At 34.2% G+C, this 16,381-nt stretch carries 15 protein-coding genes; 7 read left to right on the top strand and 8 right to left on the bottom strand.

The window, feature by feature from the left end:
- Positions 1 to 292: 292 nt before the first annotated feature.
- Both ABD745_RS10665 and ABD745_RS10660 read right to left on the bottom strand, forming a co-directional pair.
- On the bottom strand, positions 293 to 2,722 hold the full coding sequence (locus ABD745_RS10665; RefSeq protein WP_344829065.1) for a DUF5916 domain-containing protein: 2,430 nt from the start codon (positions 2,720 to 2,722) through the stop codon (positions 293 to 295).
- 116 nt (positions 2,723 to 2,838) lie between these two features.
- A complete protein-coding gene (locus ABD745_RS10660) occupies positions 2,839 to 3,609 on the bottom strand; it encodes a DUF3108 domain-containing protein (RefSeq protein ID WP_344829063.1) in 771 nt (256 codons plus the stop codon).
- A gap of 156 nt (positions 3,610 to 3,765) precedes the next feature.
- Here ABD745_RS10660 and ABD745_RS10655 point away from each other — a divergent pair, with 156 nt between their 5' ends.
- Together ABD745_RS10655 and ABD745_RS10650 are read left to right on the top strand one after the other, a co-directional pair.
- Positions 3,766 to 4,821, top strand: a complete 1,056-nt coding sequence (locus ABD745_RS10655; protein ID WP_344829061.1) for an NAD(P)/FAD-dependent oxidoreductase — start codon at positions 3,766 to 3,768, stop codon at positions 4,819 to 4,821.
- A gap of 82 nt (positions 4,822 to 4,903) precedes the next feature.
- Positions 4,904 to 5,233, top strand: coding sequence for a 2Fe-2S iron-sulfur cluster-binding family protein (locus tag ABD745_RS10650; protein ID WP_047397709.1), 330 nt, complete (start codon positions 4,904 to 4,906; stop codon positions 5,231 to 5,233).
- Between the two features lie 183 nt (positions 5,234 to 5,416).
- Here the strand turns inward: ABD745_RS10650 and ABD745_RS10645 are convergent, their stop codons facing one another.
- The 4 genes from ABD745_RS10645 to ABD745_RS10630 all read right to left on the bottom strand — a co-directional run bounded on the left by ABD745_RS10645 (position 5,417) and on the right by ABD745_RS10630 (position 8,770).
- Positions 5,417 to 5,998 carry an LOG family protein gene (locus ABD745_RS10645; RefSeq protein WP_344829058.1) on the bottom strand — a complete coding sequence of 194 codons (582 nt, stop codon included), beginning with the start codon at positions 5,996 to 5,998 and terminating at the stop codon, positions 5,417 to 5,419.
- Between the two features lie 129 nt (positions 5,999 to 6,127).
- Entirely contained in the window at positions 6,128 to 7,573 is a 1,446-nt protein-coding gene (locus ABD745_RS10640) for an aminoacyl-histidine dipeptidase (protein WP_344829057.1), read from the bottom strand.
- A gap of 85 nt (positions 7,574 to 7,658) precedes the next feature.
- Positions 7,659 to 8,147 carry a hypothetical protein gene (locus ABD745_RS10635; RefSeq protein ID WP_344829055.1) on the bottom strand — a complete coding sequence of 163 codons (489 nt, stop codon included), beginning with the start codon at positions 8,145 to 8,147 and terminating at the stop codon, positions 7,659 to 7,661.
- Positions 8,148 to 8,164: 17 nt separating this feature from the next.
- Positions 8,165 to 8,770: an LURP-one-related family protein gene (locus tag ABD745_RS10630; protein ID WP_344829053.1), complete on the bottom strand. Its 606-nt coding sequence runs from the start codon at positions 8,768 to 8,770 to the stop codon at positions 8,165 to 8,167.
- Between the two features lie 197 nt (positions 8,771 to 8,967).
- Here ABD745_RS10630 and recR point away from each other — a divergent pair, with 197 nt between their 5' ends.
- Genes recR through ABD745_RS10605 form a run of 5 tightly spaced genes read left to right on the top strand, consistent with a single transcriptional unit; the run spans position 8,968 to position 13,756 of the window.
- The gene (gene recR, locus ABD745_RS10625; protein ID WP_344829051.1) at positions 8,968 to 9,582 is read left to right on the top strand and encodes a recombination mediator RecR; all 615 of its coding nucleotides are present in this window, start codon (positions 8,968 to 8,970) and stop codon (positions 9,580 to 9,582) included.
- Positions 9,583 to 9,608: 26 nt separating this feature from the next.
- Positions 9,609 to 10,769 carry a hypothetical protein gene (locus ABD745_RS10620; RefSeq protein ID WP_344829049.1) on the top strand — a complete coding sequence of 387 codons (1,161 nt, stop codon included), beginning with the start codon at positions 9,609 to 9,611 and terminating at the stop codon, positions 10,767 to 10,769.
- The gene (locus ABD745_RS10615; protein ID WP_344829047.1) at positions 10,766 to 11,578 is read left to right on the top strand and encodes a glycosyltransferase family 2 protein; all 813 of its coding nucleotides are present in this window, start codon (positions 10,766 to 10,768) and stop codon (positions 11,576 to 11,578) included. Before ABD745_RS10620 ends, ABD745_RS10615 begins: the two co-directional genes overlap by 4 nt.
- A gap of 19 nt (positions 11,579 to 11,597) precedes the next feature.
- The gene (locus ABD745_RS10610) at positions 11,598 to 12,728 is read left to right on the top strand and encodes an NAD-dependent epimerase/dehydratase family protein (RefSeq protein ID WP_344829045.1); all 1,131 of its coding nucleotides are present in this window, start codon (positions 11,598 to 11,600) and stop codon (positions 12,726 to 12,728) included.
- Entirely contained in the window at positions 12,725 to 13,756 is a 1,032-nt protein-coding gene (locus tag ABD745_RS10605; RefSeq protein WP_344829043.1) for a WaaS/CpsH family glycosyltransferase, read from the top strand. The genes ABD745_RS10610 and ABD745_RS10605 overlap by 4 nt, the downstream gene beginning before the upstream one ends.
- Before the next feature lie 72 nt (positions 13,757 to 13,828).
- On the opposite strand, the gene secG is transcribed toward ABD745_RS10605, so the two are convergent.
- Together secG and ABD745_RS10595 are read right to left on the bottom strand one after the other, a co-directional pair.
- Positions 13,829 to 14,182 (bottom strand): preprotein translocase subunit SecG, encoded by a 354-nt coding sequence (gene secG / locus ABD745_RS10600; RefSeq protein WP_344829042.1) that lies wholly within the window; start codon positions 14,180 to 14,182, stop codon positions 13,829 to 13,831.
- A gap of 133 nt (positions 14,183 to 14,315) precedes the next feature.
- On the bottom strand, positions 14,316 to 16,361 hold the full coding sequence (locus tag ABD745_RS10595) for a M16 family metallopeptidase (protein ID WP_344829041.1): 2,046 nt from the start codon (positions 16,359 to 16,361) through the stop codon (positions 14,316 to 14,318).
- Positions 16,362 to 16,381 lie beyond the last annotated feature (20 nt).

The following is a 16,381-nucleotide window of genomic DNA, read 5'->3' as shown; positions in this document are numbered from 1 at the left end:
AATGATAACTAGTGTCATTATTGTAGAGCCGAAACGTTCTGTAATAGATGCTTAAAAAAACACAAGGCTTTCAGGCAGCCTAAAAAAACACTTAATGAAAATCAAACCTCCGAAATTTTCGGAGGTTTTTTGTTTTTAATTACTGACCTAAGAAACAAAACGTAATTAAAAACTAAATTCTATTGAAAAATTTACTACGGTTTTTTTGCTTTTTTGATTATCATTTCGACAAAGGAAAAATCTGCTATTTTTAAGGGTTTAAAAAATTCTTAATATTTAAAAATTCGAGCAATTAACTTTTTTGCTTTTTCTTCATCCAGCTTTTCACACGATTATAATCTAAGAAGTAAGTCAGTTTCAAAGAAAAATTATTTACCATTGGTTCACTGAAGAGCATATCGTAGTTTTTTGTCACATTCAATCTTGAAAATTCAAGATAATTTGAAGTCGCGTTTCGATACAGTAAAGTAAGCTGACTTCCGGGAGCAAACCACCATGAAAATCTTAAATCAACATTCCAGGCATTGTAAGTTCCGTTAAGGTTTTTATTGAAACTATCAGTGTTTGCTAAACTTCCGTCTTGGTTCAAAGTGTAAAACTGTTTGTAAGTTACATCCGAAAAATAATGTCTGAAAGTTAATGTCAGAGCTGTTTTTTCATTGAATGTATATTTTGAGGTTAAAGCATTTTCGTAGGTGTTCCTCTGCCTTCTTCCGATGAAAATATCAGTGTCACTTTTTCCTGCAAAACCTGTTTCGTTGTTGCGGAAACTTGGATTAAAACTCCAATTGACATTAAATTTATCCGAAAATCTGTAACGCAGTCCGAAATTGGTAAAAACCTGATTTCTTCCTTTCTCATCGAAAGCATAATAATCTACCGTGAAATTATACTGCAGTTTTTTTCTGCTGTCACTTTCAAACCAAACCCACGAATCAAAATACCCGGGAACTTTAAGATGTCTTCCAAATGTTCTTGGCTCATAAATATCGTTCTGAGTAAGAGGGGAAAATTCAATTCCGCCACCGAAAACTCTGAAGCTTTTATCCGTAAAACTGTTGTTGTTGTTAAAAACCAGATTCTGGAAGATGAATGGTTCTAATCTGTGGAAATAATTCAGGTTAAAATTCAGAAATATATTGTTGAAATTCTTTGTTGGCTGCAAAATTCTATAACCGTACCACGCGTTATAATTGCCTAAATTGGTTTTTGTTGAAAATCCGACATCGTTGATATCCCAATCTTTAGTGGTTACATTTCCGTTGATACTGAAACGGTGCTTTCCTGCAATTTTTTCTACTCCCGCTTCAGCTTTTGTCCCGAATTTTGTTCCTTCATCCATTACCCAGCTTCCTTTTAAACTTCCGAAAGTTTTATAAGTATTTTTCTTATTGCTGATATCCCAAAGAATTCCTGTCGCATTAGCGTCGCGAAAATTTCCGTTTCTTGTAACATTGGTATTTACTAACGATACGGAAGAATTTCCATTAAATCTCTGATCAAAAACCAGTACATTATAATTTGCCCAAGGTTCCACAACTTCTTTTCGTACTTCGCCGGTCTCGCGGTTAACAATCGTGGCCTCCATTTGTTGAGTTACTCCGTTGAAAAATCCGATTCCCAAGCCTTTCTTCGTTCTTCCTGAAATTTTAAAAGCATTAAATAATTTTACTTTTGAAGGATATTCCGTGACTTCTTCATTTTCGTTGGTTACAGGATATTTTGAAGGCTCTCCGCCGACTCTTCTGGAGTAAAACATTCCGCCTTTACTGAATAATTCAGTTCCTTCGGTAAAGAATGTTCGTTGCTCGGAAAACTGTTGTTCAAACGGAGTTAAATTTAAAATAGAATTATCAAAATTCGTCTGTCCGAAATCCGGAACCAAAGTCATATCAAAAGTAAAAGCATCATTAATTCCATATTTAACATCCATTCCGCCGTTGAAACTTGAGGTTGTCTTACCATCAAAACTATTGACATAGGTTGAAAAATAAGGAGTAAGAGATAATCGGGTAGGAGGATTGATATTTTCAATTCCCTGTAAAACGCCGTCGAATAGAGTGTAAGAATTTTTAGCATTATCAACAAAATTCCAGTCATAAGAAGCTTTAATTCTTTGGATTCTTCGGAACATATTCATTCCCCATTCCTGAACATTACTTTTTGGAAATCTCAATTCTGAATAAGGAATTTTCATTTCAACAGACCAACCTTTTTCATTCAGTTTTGCACCGCTGTACCAGATTGAATTCCAGGTATCATCTTCACCATCTGTCGTCAATTTCGCATCAAACTGAACTCCGGCTGCAGTTACCATGAATTCAAGACTTTGCTGTTTATCATTATAACCATTTAAGGCTACTCCAAAAAAATCGTCATTACCAACGCCGTCTCTTTCCGTTAATTCTTTTGCAATTTTATTGGGAGTGGGATCATACATTTGAGCACCGAAATAGATTCCGGTATCATCGTACAAAATTCTGACCTCTGTTTTTACAGAATCGGCTTGTAACTTTCCATTGTTTGGACTTCTTTCGATAAAACCTGTTGCAATCGGGGCGTTCTGCCATTGCGGATCGTCTAGAATCCCATCAATTTTTGGAGATGATGAGGTTTTTGTGATTAATATTTTCTTTCTGACGATATTACCATCTTCTTTTTTCTGTGCGTATGTAAAAACTGAACACAATATAATGCAGATTGTCAGTAATTGAGTTTTCATGATCTTAGGTCTTGCTGTTTAAAGAAAGACAACCGGGATTTGAAATATATTACATGGAAAATAAAAATGTCTGTAAATTTTACAGACATTTTTGAATTACAAACTAACTATATGCTTTATTTTGTGAATTTTAAAGGGTATTTCACATTTTTATAATCATCAATGCTTGCTTTTAAAGATCCGACTGCCAATTCAGCTTTTAATAGCATGGGAAGATGGTTTGCATCATTAGAAACCCACATGGTAACGCCTTCTTTTTGTTTAAAAACTCTTCCGCTTTTTACGGATGGAATAATTTTTAAACAATTGATTTTTCCGAATTTTGTATCCAGATTTTCCGTTCCTATTACTTTCAACTGAAAAGGAAACATTTCATCATCAATCCATACATTCATATTAATAACAGTTCCTGTTTTTAGCTCAGCCTGACTTTTACTTCTTAAATAATAAAAACATGAAAGCATATCCTGAACTCCTTTCACTGATTTTATCACTTTTGACCCGTTTGCCGGAGTTTTTTTATCGGTTAAAACTAAAGTATTGTTATCATGATTGAAAACAGTTTCAAAATGTTGACGATAGCTTCCTTCTTTTACATTTCTTACATAGAAACTCGGAAGTTCTGTCTGCATATTGATATAACTTTCATAAAAATCTTCCACTTTAAAAAAGGCTTTTACAGCTCCGGTTGTTTGTCCGGTTCCTCTTACATGAAGATGAGGAGCTCCTCTGTAGGTTGTTTTCTGCGCTGTAAGATTGGCGGTTCCGGCATTCAGAAAACCATAATGGATTCTTAAAGTAATAGATTCACCATCTGCAATATTATCTATCTGACCGAAGCCTAAAAAGAAGATAAATAGAGTTAAAAAATTTAAAATTTTCTTCATAACTAGAATTTTACAAAAACACTGCCAAATTTAAAATCGCTAAAGTTTTAATAATATTTGATAAATCTCAGTTTTTTATTTAGACTGAATTAAATATGCTTCGCATTAAAATTAGTAAATTTGCAGCCACAAGTATAATTAAATTATCTTATTATTATGATAACGACCGATATATTGATCATAGGAGCCGGCCCGACTGGACTTTTTGCTGTATTTGAAGCAGGTTTATTAAAAATGAAGTGTCACATTATTGATGCACTTCCTCAACCGGGGGGACAATTGGCAGAGCTTTATCCTAAAAAACCTATTTTCGATATTCCGGGGTATCCGTCTGTAAATGCAGGGGAATTGGTAGATAATTTAATGGAACAGATCAAGCAGTTCCAACCTGGTTTTACATTAGGTGAAACGGCTGTTTCTTATACTAAAGTTGACGACGAATGGTTCGAAGTTGTTACCAACAAAGGAACTGTTCACAGATGTAAAGCAATTGCAATTGCGGGAGGATTGGGAACTTTTGAGCCAAGAAAACCTACAATGGACAACGTTGCTGATTATGAAGAAAAAGGTCTTGAATATTTTGTAAAAGAACCTGAACATTTCAGAAATAAAAAAGTGGTAATTGCCGGAGGTGGAGATTCTGCGCTTGACTGGAGTGTTTTCTTGTCGAATGTGGCAAGTGAAGTAACTCTGATTCACAGAAGAAACGAGTTCCGTGGAGCTTTGGATTCTGTAGAGAAAGTTCAGGATTTGAAAAATCAGGGTAAAATTAAGCTAGTTACTCCTGCGGAAGTTACAGCGATCAAAGGTGACGGAAAAATTGAAGCGATCACTGTTGCAGTTGATGGGCAAGATCCTTATGATATTGAAACTGATTATTTTATTCCATTGTTCGGATTGACTCCAAAACTGGGTGAAATCGCTCAATGGGGATTGAATATTGAGAAAAATGCAATCGTTGTAAATAACGCTCTTGACTATCAAACCAATATTGAAGGTATTTATGCAATCGGAGATATCAACACCTATCCTGGAAAACTGAAGTTAATTCTTTGTGGTTTTCATGAGGCGACATTAATGTGTCAAAGTGTTTATAACAGATTAAATCCGGGCAAAAAATTCGTATTGAAATATACAACAGTAAGTGGTGTAGACGGTTTCGACGGAAGCAGAAAAGAAGCAGAGAAGGCTGTTGTGAAAAAAATTGACTAAATTTGTTGCCAGTTGACGGTTATTAGTTGTTAGTTAAAACGAGCTTTTACCATCAACTACCAACAATCAAGAATCAACAAAAATGAGCGATATTAATATAAAAATCACCGATAGAGACGGTGTAACTCACGATGTGGTAGCTCCAACGGATATGTCCATGAATTTAATGGAAATCATTCGTTCGTATGAATTGGCGGAAGAAGGAACGATCGGAGTTTGTGGAGGAATGGCGATGTGCGCTTCTTGTCAGGTTTATGTAATTAATGATCCGGGGCTTGAGCCAATGGGTGATGAAGAAGATGCGATGCTTGCAGAAGCATTTCACGTAAAAGAGAACAGCCGATTGGGTTGCCAACTGCATATGGCAATGGAAATGGAAGGTCTTGAAGTGGAAATTGCTCCTTATCCTTAGAAATTTTATTTAAAATATAATTAAAAACTCCTGAAGATTTTCTTCGGGAGTTGTTTTTTTTAGCTGAAAGAATTATCTATAATCAGAAAAATAAATTTAACCAAAATCTTTAGCCGTTTCAACTCTTAAAAAGAATGATGAAAATATGAATGTAAATTTAATCTTCATTTAATTAATTATTAACTAAAGCTCCTCCTTAGAAATCCACTTCCCAACATTTGGAGCTTCGTAATTTCTCATCTTTTCCAACAACTCGTCGATATGATCACTTATCAAAAGCATATCACGATTGATTTGTTTTAAAAATCCTTTATCAACCATCGTTTGAACCAACCTAATCAGATCATCATAAAATCCGTCAATATTCAAAATTGCGATTGGTTTTTTATGAAGTCCGAGCTGTGCCCATGTGATCATTTCGAAAAACTCTTCCATAGTTCCGTAACCTCCGGGAAGAACGATAACACCGTCGCAAAGTTCGCTCATTTTGGTTTTTCTTTCGTGCATGGTTTCTACCAGAATCAATTCGGTTAATTGTTTGTGAGCGATTTCCTTTGACTGCAAAAAGTGAGGAAGAATGCCAGTTACTTTTCCGCCTGCATCTAAAGCTCCATCTGCAACAGCTTTCATTAAACCGGTATTTGAACCTCCATAAACCAATTGAATATTTTGTTTTGCTAAAGTCTGCCCAAGTAAAGTCGCCTGTTCTTCAAAAATACTATCCGAACCGAAACTTGAACCGCAAAATACTGTGATGCTTTTCATAATTTTTTATTTTTCTAAACACAAATAACTACAAAATTGTCATTCCGTAGGAATCTCAACTGTGCATTTAGATGCGCAAATAGATTCTTACGGAATGACAAAAATTATATTCAGATTTAATTAAATATCTTATTTCTGAGGAATATTCGCTAAAATATCTTTAGTAAAACTCCAGAATTTCTGCGTAGAAGGAATATTTGCTTTTTCATCCGGAGAGTGAGCTCCACGGATTGTCGGTCCGAAACTTACCATTTCCATTTCAGGATAGTTGGCTCCGATGATTCCACATTCCAAACCTGCATGACAGGCTACAACATGAGGTTTCTCATTGAATTTTTCAACGTAGATTTTCTCCATTAGCTGAACGATTTCAGAACCAGGTTTTGGTTTCCATCCCGGATAAGAACCGCTGAAAACGGTATTCATTCCTGCTAATTCTGCAACGGATTTCAACTGCTCTGCAACCGAATCTTTAGACGATTCTACTGATGATCTTGAAAGGTTCAAGATTTTCAATTCGCCTTCTTTTAATTCAACTCTTGCAACGTTATTTGATGACTCAACAAGATCTTTCACATCCGGACTCATTCTGTAAACACCGTTATGAAGAGATTTCAATGTCAAAATAATTTTCTTAGAATCTGCTTCTGAAATTGCTTTGTCAGAAGAAGTAGCATTCTCAATATTGATTTGGAGATTAGGCTCAATAGTTGCAAATTCTTCTAAAATTTCTTTTTTCAGTCCATTCGTTAATTCTTCGATGAATTCCTGAGCATTTCTTACGGAAGCAATCGCAATACCTTCTCTCGGAATTGCATTTCTCAATCCGCCGCCATCGATAGAAATTAATTGGATATTTTCTTTTTCTAAAGCTTTGTAAAGCAATCTTCCTAAAATAACATTTGCATTTCCAAGACCTTTGTGGATATCCATTCCTGAATGACCACCTTGAAGACCTTTAACTTCAAATCTTATAATTTGTCCGTTCGGATCTTCTTTTTCGTAGTTTTGAGTGATGGTAACATCAATTCCTCCTGCGCAACCGATATCGATTTCATCATCTTCTTCTGTATCAAGATTTAACAAAATCTGTCCGGTTAATTGTCCTGGTTTTAAACCTAAAGCTCCTGTCATTCCGGTTTCTTCATCAATTGTAAATAAAGCTTCGAGATCAGGATGTGGAATATCTGAACTTTCAAGAATTGACATAATTGTAGCAACTCCCAAACCATTATCAGCTCCCAAAGTTGTACCTTTTGCCTTTACCCAGTCTCCGTCGATTTCCATTTTAATTCCTTCAGTTTCAAAATCGAAACTTACATCATTATTTTTCTGGCAAACCATATCTAAATGAGATTGAAGAACAACCGATTTACGGTTTTCCATTCCCGCGGTTGCAGGTTTTTTGATGATAACGTTTCCTACTTCATCGACCGTAGTTTCCAAACCTAAGTTTTCACCAAATTCTTTGATGAAAGCAATTACTTTTTCTTCTTTTTTTGATGGTCTTGGAACAGCATTTAATTTGGAGAAATTTTTCCAGATGATTTGCGGTTCTATATTAGATAGTTCCATGAAATTTTATTTTTCTCAAAATTACGAAATAAAAAATGCTTCCGATAATTCAGAAGCATTCTTTTTTATTGTTTTAATTGGATTTTTAGCACCCACATTCACCGTAAATAGGCAATGTGACAACTGTTCCGTCCGTTTTCTCGATCGTCAGTGTACCTTCAAATAATAAAGCTTCTTCACCTTTTATTTTCTTACCTTTTACAGATATTTTATAATTATCACTTTCAATTTCCTTGCTCAGTTCTTCATCCACTTCCATGTCGCTTGAAGAGATCAGGTTCATCGCCAATCTTTTTCCGTCCAGTTTCATGTAAGCTGTTTTTCCGGCATCATCAGCATAAATATACTTTTCGTTTTCGAAATCTGTTTTGTTTTTAGCAAAATAACATGAACATTCTTTGATTTCTTTTGGGAAAGGGAATGTGTCAATTGAAAATTTTCCTAAGGCATTAGTAAAAACAGAATCTTTAGTTACTTTTAAGGAATCTGTAGGTGTTTGATCTGGAACTGTCTGTTGTTCTTTTTTGCATGAAACCAACAGAATAGCTGAAGCGAAAATGATTAAATATTTCATTGCTTGTGGTTTATTTATTATCCTCTTGCTCTTTCTAATAAGGTCATCATTAATAACGAAAGGATTACTGCACTTTCTTCCTCATCATCAATATCAATTAATCTGTCCAGCTGGAATCTTCTTCCGAAGAAAGACGGCATTTTTTTAAGCTTGAAATACGCTTTTCCGTCAATACCGGAAACAGTATATGTCGGATTTAAGAAATATCCTGTAAACATTCCGATAACAGGAATTTCACCAACCATTCCGTCAAAAAATCTTACCCACGCGTTGTCTTCCTGAATTTTGAATTTCGGCTGATCATTCGCATCCAAAATGTCGTAGCTTGCTTTCCAGATAGAACGCATTCCTTTTCTGGCAAGTCTTCCGAAGCTTCTGCCTGTTGCAACTTCATTTAAAGAATAAGAAGAATTAAAATCGATCCATTTATTAGCTCTGATTCTGAAAAGTTCTTTTGATTTGCTCTCGTCATTAAAAACGATTACATCTTCCTTCAGTTTAAACATTTTCTGACGAACGTAAGCTACATAATTGCCGTTTCTGTCGGTGATATTGAAATCACTTGCGAATGTTGAAATCTTAAATTTAAAATCCAGCGGATAATTTAAATTGTTAAGTACCATTGAGTTATTTTTTCAAGTTAATATTTAGGTTCTCAAAGATAAGATTTTTAATTTAAGATGGAAGTCTGAATATGGATACTGAAGTCTTTTTGAGTTTCAGGATATGGGATTCCGGATGTACTCTTTAATTAAATTTTCACCTTAAAACTAACAACTGTTAAGAATAAATTATCAACAATAATCGCTATTTTTGTCTTATGGATTACCCAAGTAAAGTTTTGGCGAAAGCAGTAGATGAAATTGCCGGATTACCCGGAATAGGGAGAAAAACGGCTTTACGTTTAGCATTACATTTATTAAAACAACCCAACTCCAGAGCAATGAGCCTTGGAAATTCTTTGATTAATCTCGTTAATGAAATAAAATACTGTAAAGATTGTCATAATTTTTCTGATTTTGAAATCTGTGAAATCTGCAGTAACGAAAAAAGAAATGATGAGGTGATTTGTATCGTAGAAGATGTTCGGGACGTCATTGCGATTGAAAATACAGGAAAATATACAGGCAAATATTTGATTTTAGGCGGGAAAATTTCGCCCATGGAAGGAGTAGGACCTAATCAACTGAACATTCCAAGTATTGAAAAGAAGTTGAATGACGGAAGGGTAAAAGAATTTATTTTTGCCTTGAGTGCAACAATGGAAGGTGATACGACAGCGTATTATATTTATAAAAAATTTAAAGGTTTCAATGTGAATTTTTCCAGTATTGCAAGAGGAATTTCTGTAGGAGACGAGCTGGAATATGCTGATGAAATTTCTTTGGGAAGGTCGATTATGAACAGGTTACCGTATAATGAAGGAAATTCTTAAGCAAAAGTAAAAACGATCAGTTCTTCATGGAAATCACAAAATCACAAAATATAACTCTACATCATATTAAAAATTACATTGTTTTTTTTATTTACCTGATTGTAAATTCTTTGTTTGTTATAAAGTATGGCGAGAATTATAATGTACTGCTTTTAATAGGATATTTAATTATACTTTTCGGATTAAGTATTTTTTATATTAAAATAAATCTTAAAGACATTTTTTATAAATCATTATTTTGGTTCGGAGTCATTTTATTTTTCTTTTTTAGCATTTATCTGAATTATAAAATTGACGGAAATTCTCTGAACGTCGATCGGTGGTCTGCTATGGAAGTAGGAATAAAAGCTATCTGCAACGGACAATACCCGTACAACATCCCGGATCATATGGGGCAGGAATCTTCCAATCTTCCGATGCTGATTGTGTTAGGAATACCTTTTTACCTGCTTTTTGGAAGCGTTGGTTATTTACAGTGTTTCATATTTTTGCTTTTTTCGTATTTGATTTTTAAAATTTTTGATGATTATAAACACAGATTAGCGGTGTTAATTTTACTATTTCTTTCACCAAGTTATTTGTGGGAAGTGTATGTAAAAAGCGATTTGTTTTCCAACTTCATTATTATTGCAGGATTTACCTTTTTGATTTGGAATAAATTTTTGAACGAAAAAGTTATAAAATCTGAAGCCGTTTCGTTTTTGGCGGCTTTGATTTTAATGACGCGTCTTTCTTCGGTTATTCCACTGACGATTTTATTATTTAAAAAATTTTATGATTTTTCGATAAAAGAAAAACTGCGTTTTGCAATAGTTTTTGTTTTGACGATTTCGGCTGTCATCTATTTTTTCTTTCATAATGCACCCAATTTTGAAGTTTTTATGAAACATAACCCGTTTATAATTCAGGGTGCAAAACAGCCTTTGATGTTAAGTCTTTCATATATTGTGATGGCTTTAATAATATCATTTAAAGTAAAATCATTTTACGAGATCATTTTCTGGGCAGGAACTTTATTATTTGTCTGTGTTTTTGTTCCTTTTCTTATGTTTTTTGTAGAATATGGTTATACAGATATGATTACAAATTCATTTTTTGATCTGAGTTTTTTCAATATGTGTATGCCTTTTGCGATGATCGCGCTGGTTTGGGGAATTTTTAAAAATAATGTAAACAAAATTAAATGATTTCCGTAATTATTCCAATGTATAATGCTGAGCAGTCTATCGTTTTTACTTTAGATTCTGTGAAAAATCAAACTTTTCCTCAGGAAGAATTTGAAATTATCATTGTGAATGATGGCTCCACGGACAGCAGTTCATCAGTTGTAGAGAATTATCTCAAAGAAAACCCTCAAATGAATATTATTCTTTTGTACCAGAAGAACGGTGGAGTTTCAAAAGCCAGAAATACAGGATTAAAAATAGCAAAAGGAAATTATATTGCTCTTTTGGACGCAGATGATGAATGGCATCCTTCAAAAACTGAAAAACAAATACAATATTTTGAAAATAGTGGTTTGAAAATTGATTTCCTGGCGACTGCCAGAAATAATAATAAAATTCTTTTTCCTTACCGAATAAAAAATAAACTTGCGGAAATTACCTTTAATAAACTTCTGATCAGGAATGAAGCACAGCCTTCAACGGTTATGTTCAGAAAAAAAGTTCTTGAAAATACAGGATATTTTGACGACGATCAAAGATATGCAGAAGACGTTAATTATTGGATGAAAGTTGCATTAAAAAATAAAATGTATATCTTGAGCGAAAGTTTGGTGATTGTAGGAAAAGGAAAAAGAAGTTTTGGGGTTTCGGGTTTATCTGCAAATCTTCCCGAAATGGCGAAAGGTTTTAAGAAGAACCTAAAAGAAATGTACACGTTGGGAGAAATAAATTATCTTCAATATACCGTATTTAAGCTGTTTTACAGGACAAAATATTTACTTTTGCTGTTCAGAACTTTTTATTATAATTTAAACAAAACAAAAAAATAAACATTTCACAAATATTAGCATGAAGATACTCATCACAGGAGGAGCCGGATTTATTGGGAGTAAGTTGTCTTTAGAACTTAAGAAGAAGGGATATGAAGTTACGGTTTTAGATAATCTTTCTTCTCAGATTCACGGAGAAAATCCGGATGAAGATTCTCCTTTGTACAGAAGTATTTTAGGTAAAGTTAATTTCATTAAAGGTGATGTTGCCAACTTTGAAGATTGGGAAAAAGCAATCGATGAACAGGAGGTTATCGTTCATTTTGCGGCAGAAACAGGAACCGGGCAATCCATGTATCAGATTGAAAGATATACTGATGTCAATGTTTCTGGTACGGCAAAAATGCTGGATCTTTTGGTAAATAAACCACACATTGTAAAAAAGGTAGTTATTGCATCTTCCAGAGCGGTGTATGGTGAAGGAAAATACCTGCATCCTGAATTGGGATTAATCTATCCGAGACCAAGAAACGTCGAAGAAATGCGAAACGGAAAGTTTGAAATAATTTATCCTGACGGACAAATACTTCGGGCTTTACCTACCGACGAAGAATCCAAAATACATCCGACTTCTATTTATGGAATTACAAAATACACTCAGGAACAGATGGTTATGACTGCCTGTTCTTCAATGGGAGTGGCACCGGTTGCGGTGAGATTTCAAAATGTATATGGTGAAGGTCAGTCTTTATTAAATCCATATACGGGAATTTTATCTATTTTTTCATCACAGATTCTTAATGGAAATGATATCAATGTTTTTGAAGACGGAAATGAATCCAGAGACTTTATTCATGTTGATGATGCGGTGGAAGCTACGATTAAATGCATCGAAAATGATGCTGCAAACGGTGAGATTTTCAATGTAGGAACGGGTGTTTCAACTTCAGTGACTACTGTTGCAGAAAATTTGCGTAAATTTTATAATATTGATTTTGAAATTAATGTTTCCGGGCAGTTTCGTTTGGGAGACATCAGGCATAATTTTGCAGATATCAGCAAGATAAAATCAAGGTTGAATTTCCAGCCGAGAATATCTTTTGAAGAAGGAATGTCGAAGTTTACCAATTGGGTATTACAGCAGAATATTCAGGACGTGAAATTCAAAGAATCTTTAGACGAAATGAAAGTAAAAGGACTTTTAAAATGATTAGTTTAAAAGGCAAAAAAATTCTTTTCTTATCAGTCAGTTTTTTTAAATATGAAAAAGCCATAGCAAAAAGACTTGTTGAAATTGGTGCTGAAGTAGATTTTTATGACGAAAGACCTTCCAATTCCAATCTTTCGAAGGGAATTATCCGTCTTAACAAAAATTTTTATAATTTAAAAATAAACAAGTATTATAATTGGATTTTAAAGAAAATTCAGGGCAAAAAATATGATTATTTCTTTTTAATTAAAGGAGAAGCTATTCCCACCTTTTTTCTTGAAAAAATAAGGGAAAACAACCCTGAGATGGAAATGATTTACTACAATTTTGATCCATTATCAGAATATCCGAACCTTATTTCTAATCTTAAATATTTTAATAAAAAGTTTACTTTCGAATATAATGATTCGGTCAAATTTAATATGGGTTTCAGACCATTGTTTTATCTTGATGAATACAAAAATTTAAACCAGCATCATCAATCATCGGATTATGACGTTGTATTCATTGGAAGTGCACATACAGATCGTTATATTGTAGGTGAAAAGATTAGGGAGGTTGCTGATAAGCTTAATTTAAAATCGTATTTTTATTATTATGCGATGGGAAGAATTGCATTTAGATTGAAAAAGCTTATTGATAAAAGCTTAAAGCAATTTGATATTTCAAAAGTAAGTTTCGATAAATTGAATCACCATCAGATCATTGATTTTTATAAAAAAACAAAATCTGTACTTGATATTAATAAGCCTTTTCAAAATGGTTTGACGATCAGAACTTTCGAAGTTTTGGCTTCCGGCAGAAAATTGATCACTACAAATTCTGACATTAAAAACTATCCTTTTTACTGTCCTGTTAATATTCTGGTCATCGACAGAGAAAATATTCAGATAGATGCCGATTTTTTTAAAACTGATTTTAAGGAACTGGATAAGGAAGTACTTTATAAAATGTCTTTGGATTCTTTTATAGAGTGTCTTTTTGATCACGATCAGAACGACTATTGGAATTCTTTCAGGAAAAATTAAAAATCAAATTCAGGTAAAAAAATAAAAAGCAACTCAAAAAGAGTTGCTTTCATTATGTAAAATATTATTTGCTTATTTAGTTGGCGCAGGAGTAGGATTCTGAGCCGGTACAGTTGTAGAAGAAGGAGTTGCAGATTGCTTAGCAGGAGCTTCTTTCTTTGCCGGAACCTGAACTGGCGCAGCAGCTGATGGTTTACCAGTAATTACAACGCTTAAAAGAATAAGAACAATGATAGTTGCTCCTAAGGTCCAGGTTGCTTTTTCCATGAAGTCATTAGTTCTTTGTACTCCAAACTGAGCAGAAGATGCACCTCCGAAAGTACTGGAAAGACCTCCGCCTTTTGGGTTTTGAGCCATAACAACGATCACCAGTAAAACACTAGCAATCATAATAAGAACCATCAATAGTATAAATATAGTATCCATTAATTTTGATATCTTTTTGAATGGGCAAATTTAATCTTTTTTTGCTGAACAACAAAGAAAGATGCTGCCAAATATTGATAAAAATAAAAACGGCAACAATTGTTGCCGTTTTTTCTATAAAAATAGAATTTTATTATTTGAAATCGGCATCAGTTGCCTTATTCACTTCGTAAGATTTTACATTCATTGTCATATCCATTCCCATTTGGTTTACAGAGATTGTGTAAGGCATTTTCACACCGTTTACATCTTTGTAGTTCGAGAATGTAGAAGGAATAGTCATTTCCTGACCCTGAGCTTTTACTTTCTTAGTTTCTCCGGTTTTCAGACCTGTTGCAACGCTGTAGTAATATGTTGTATCGCCTCCTTTGATTGCGTAAGAATCTTCACCTCCGATTTTTTCAATTCCTCCTAATTTGTAATCAGCAGATTTTGCGAAACCTAATTCTTCAAAAAGTTCGGTGTTCTTTTGTTTTTCTGCAATTTGCTCAGGCTTCATATCAACCTTTTTACCCATCTGCTCAGAAAAACCTGTTTTCCCGTCAAATACCTGCTTCTGAACCACTTGTCCCATTGCAGTTACAGTCGTTAATTCTTTTCCGCCTTGTGCTTTAACGATTTTAAAATCAATATTTTGTCCTTGCATAGACATTGAAGCGTTCATTGTGTAAGAAGAAATTTTAGCCACATTAGCTTTTCCTCCGATTGCAGCAATGTATTTATCAGCGATAGAAGCTACACTTACACTCGCATCAACTTTTTGTACAGTTGGTTTTGCTACCGGATTTGCTTCTTTATCAAAATATTTAACAGGGTAACCTAATTTTTCCAGTCCTTCAGAAATATCAGACGCTTTACCAGCGATGAAAATTCTGCTTTGGTTTGGTAAAATCGTAGCTTTTACAGCGTTTGAAACGTCTGCAGCAGTTACTTTATCGATAGATTTTAAGTAGTTGGTATAAAAATCAGCAGGAAGATCCTGAACTTTTTGGTTTACAGCAAATCTTGCGATCGTTGCAGGCTGTTCTAAAGACATGATGAAAGAACCTTTCAGCTTAGCTTTGGCATTTTCCAATTCTTCCGGTTTTACAGTAGAAATTGCGTTAAGTTCGTTCATGAATTCCTTAACTGCTTTGTCTGTAACCTCGTTTCTTACACTTGCACTTGCAGAAAACTGTGGAGAATATTTGCTTGCACTCATGCTGGAATAAGCACCGTAAGTGAATCCGTTTTTCTCACGAAGGTTCATGAAAAGCCTCGCTTCACCACCACCTCCAAGGATGTAGTTTGCAATGGTTGCAGGGAAGTAATTTGCATCTTTCATTTTCAGCGTGTTCAGGTTGTTTAAAGAAACAACAGACTGTACAGCAGAAGGTACATCAACAACGTTGATCTCAGTTTTAGCAACATTTCCAGCCGGTTCTAGTGGAGTGATCGGAGTGTTTGCTTTTTTCCAGCTACTGAAAGCTTTTTCGATTAATGGTTTTACCTGATCAAATTTCACGTCTCCAACGATTACCAAATAAGCATTGTCCGGAGCGTAATATTTTTTATAAGTATTTTGTACGTCAGCTAATTGAATTTTGTTGATAGATTCAACTGTTTCAAATTCACCTCTTGAAGTATTTTTTCCGTACATCAAAGCGTTCGAAACTCTTCCTGCAATAGAAGAAGCATTTTTTTCGTCAGATTTTAATCCTTCGATTGCCCTTTCTTTAGAGTTTTGAATTTCCTCAGCAGAAAATTTAGGATTGATAATCGCATCAGATAATAAACCTAAAACTTCAGGAAAATATTTTGAAAGCGAGTTTGCAGAAGCACCGTTTGAAGAGAAATTAAGATTGGCTCCAAGATAATCAACTTTTTTGTTGAAATCGTCTTTGCTCATGCTTGTCGTTCCGTTTTCGAACTGTTCAGCCATGATTTCGCTTACACCTGTTACAGTACCTTCGTTGTATGGAGCTCTGTCCATAGAAAGGCTTGCACTTACTCTAGGCAATTTGTTGTTTTCCACAACCATTACCGTAAGGCCGTTGCTTAGTTGGAAAGTCTTTGGCTTCGCAATGTTGATCGCAGGAGTAGGTCCTGGTTTTGGCATTGCATTAATATCTATTTTTTGTGCTGAAACCGTTCCCGCGAATAAAAACGCTGCAGCTATATATGTTAATTGCTTTTTCATTTGTAAAAATTTAATTTTTA

Origin of the sequence: Chryseobacterium ginsenosidimutans, assembly GCF_039536845.1 — a bacterium.
Classification (GTDB): Bacteria; Bacteroidota; Bacteroidia; order Flavobacteriales; family Weeksellaceae; genus Chryseobacterium; species Chryseobacterium ginsenosidimutans_B.
The sequence above is the reverse complement of the archived record's forward strand: the minus strand, read 5'-3'. Positions and strand labels throughout refer to the sequence as shown.

Coding starts and splice junctions, on each gene's coding strand:
- ABD745_RS10665 (WP_344829065.1), bottom strand. CDS start 2,722: ATGAAAACTCAATTACTGACAATCTGCATTATATTGTGTTCAGTTTTT.
- ABD745_RS10660 (WP_344829063.1), bottom strand. CDS start 3,609: ATGAAGAAAATTTTAAATTTTTTAACTCTATTTATCTTCTTTTTAGGC.
- ABD745_RS10655 (WP_344829061.1), top strand. CDS start 3,766: ATGATAACGACCGATATATTGATCATAGGAGCCGGCCCGACTGGACTT.
- ABD745_RS10650 (WP_047397709.1), top strand. CDS start 4,904: ATGAGCGATATTAATATAAAAATCACCGATAGAGACGGTGTAACTCAC.
- ABD745_RS10645 (WP_344829058.1), bottom strand. CDS start 5,998: ATGAAAAGCATCACAGTATTTTGCGGTTCAAGTTTCGGTTCGGATAGT.
- ABD745_RS10640 (WP_344829057.1), bottom strand. CDS start 7,573: ATGGAACTATCTAATATAGAACCGCAAATCATCTGGAAAAATTTCTCC.
- ABD745_RS10635 (WP_344829055.1), bottom strand. CDS start 8,147: ATGAAATATTTAATCATTTTCGCTTCAGCTATTCTGTTGGTTTCATGC.
- ABD745_RS10630 (WP_344829053.1), bottom strand. CDS start 8,770: ATGGTACTTAACAATTTAAATTATCCGCTGGATTTTAAATTTAAGATT.
- recR (WP_344829051.1), top strand. CDS start 8,968: ATGGATTACCCAAGTAAAGTTTTGGCGAAAGCAGTAGATGAAATTGCC.
- ABD745_RS10620 (WP_344829049.1), top strand. CDS start 9,609: ATGGAAATCACAAAATCACAAAATATAACTCTACATCATATTAAAAAT.
- ABD745_RS10615 (WP_344829047.1), top strand. CDS start 10,766: ATGATTTCCGTAATTATTCCAATGTATAATGCTGAGCAGTCTATCGTT.
- ABD745_RS10610 (WP_344829045.1), top strand. CDS start 11,598: ATGAAGATACTCATCACAGGAGGAGCCGGATTTATTGGGAGTAAGTTG.
- ABD745_RS10605 (WP_344829043.1), top strand. CDS start 12,725: ATGATTAGTTTAAAAGGCAAAAAAATTCTTTTCTTATCAGTCAGTTTT.
- secG (WP_344829042.1), bottom strand. CDS start 14,182: ATGGATACTATATTTATACTATTGATGGTTCTTATTATGATTGCTAGT.
- ABD745_RS10595 (WP_344829041.1), bottom strand. CDS start 16,361: ATGAAAAAGCAATTAACATATATAGCTGCAGCGTTTTTATTCGCGGGA.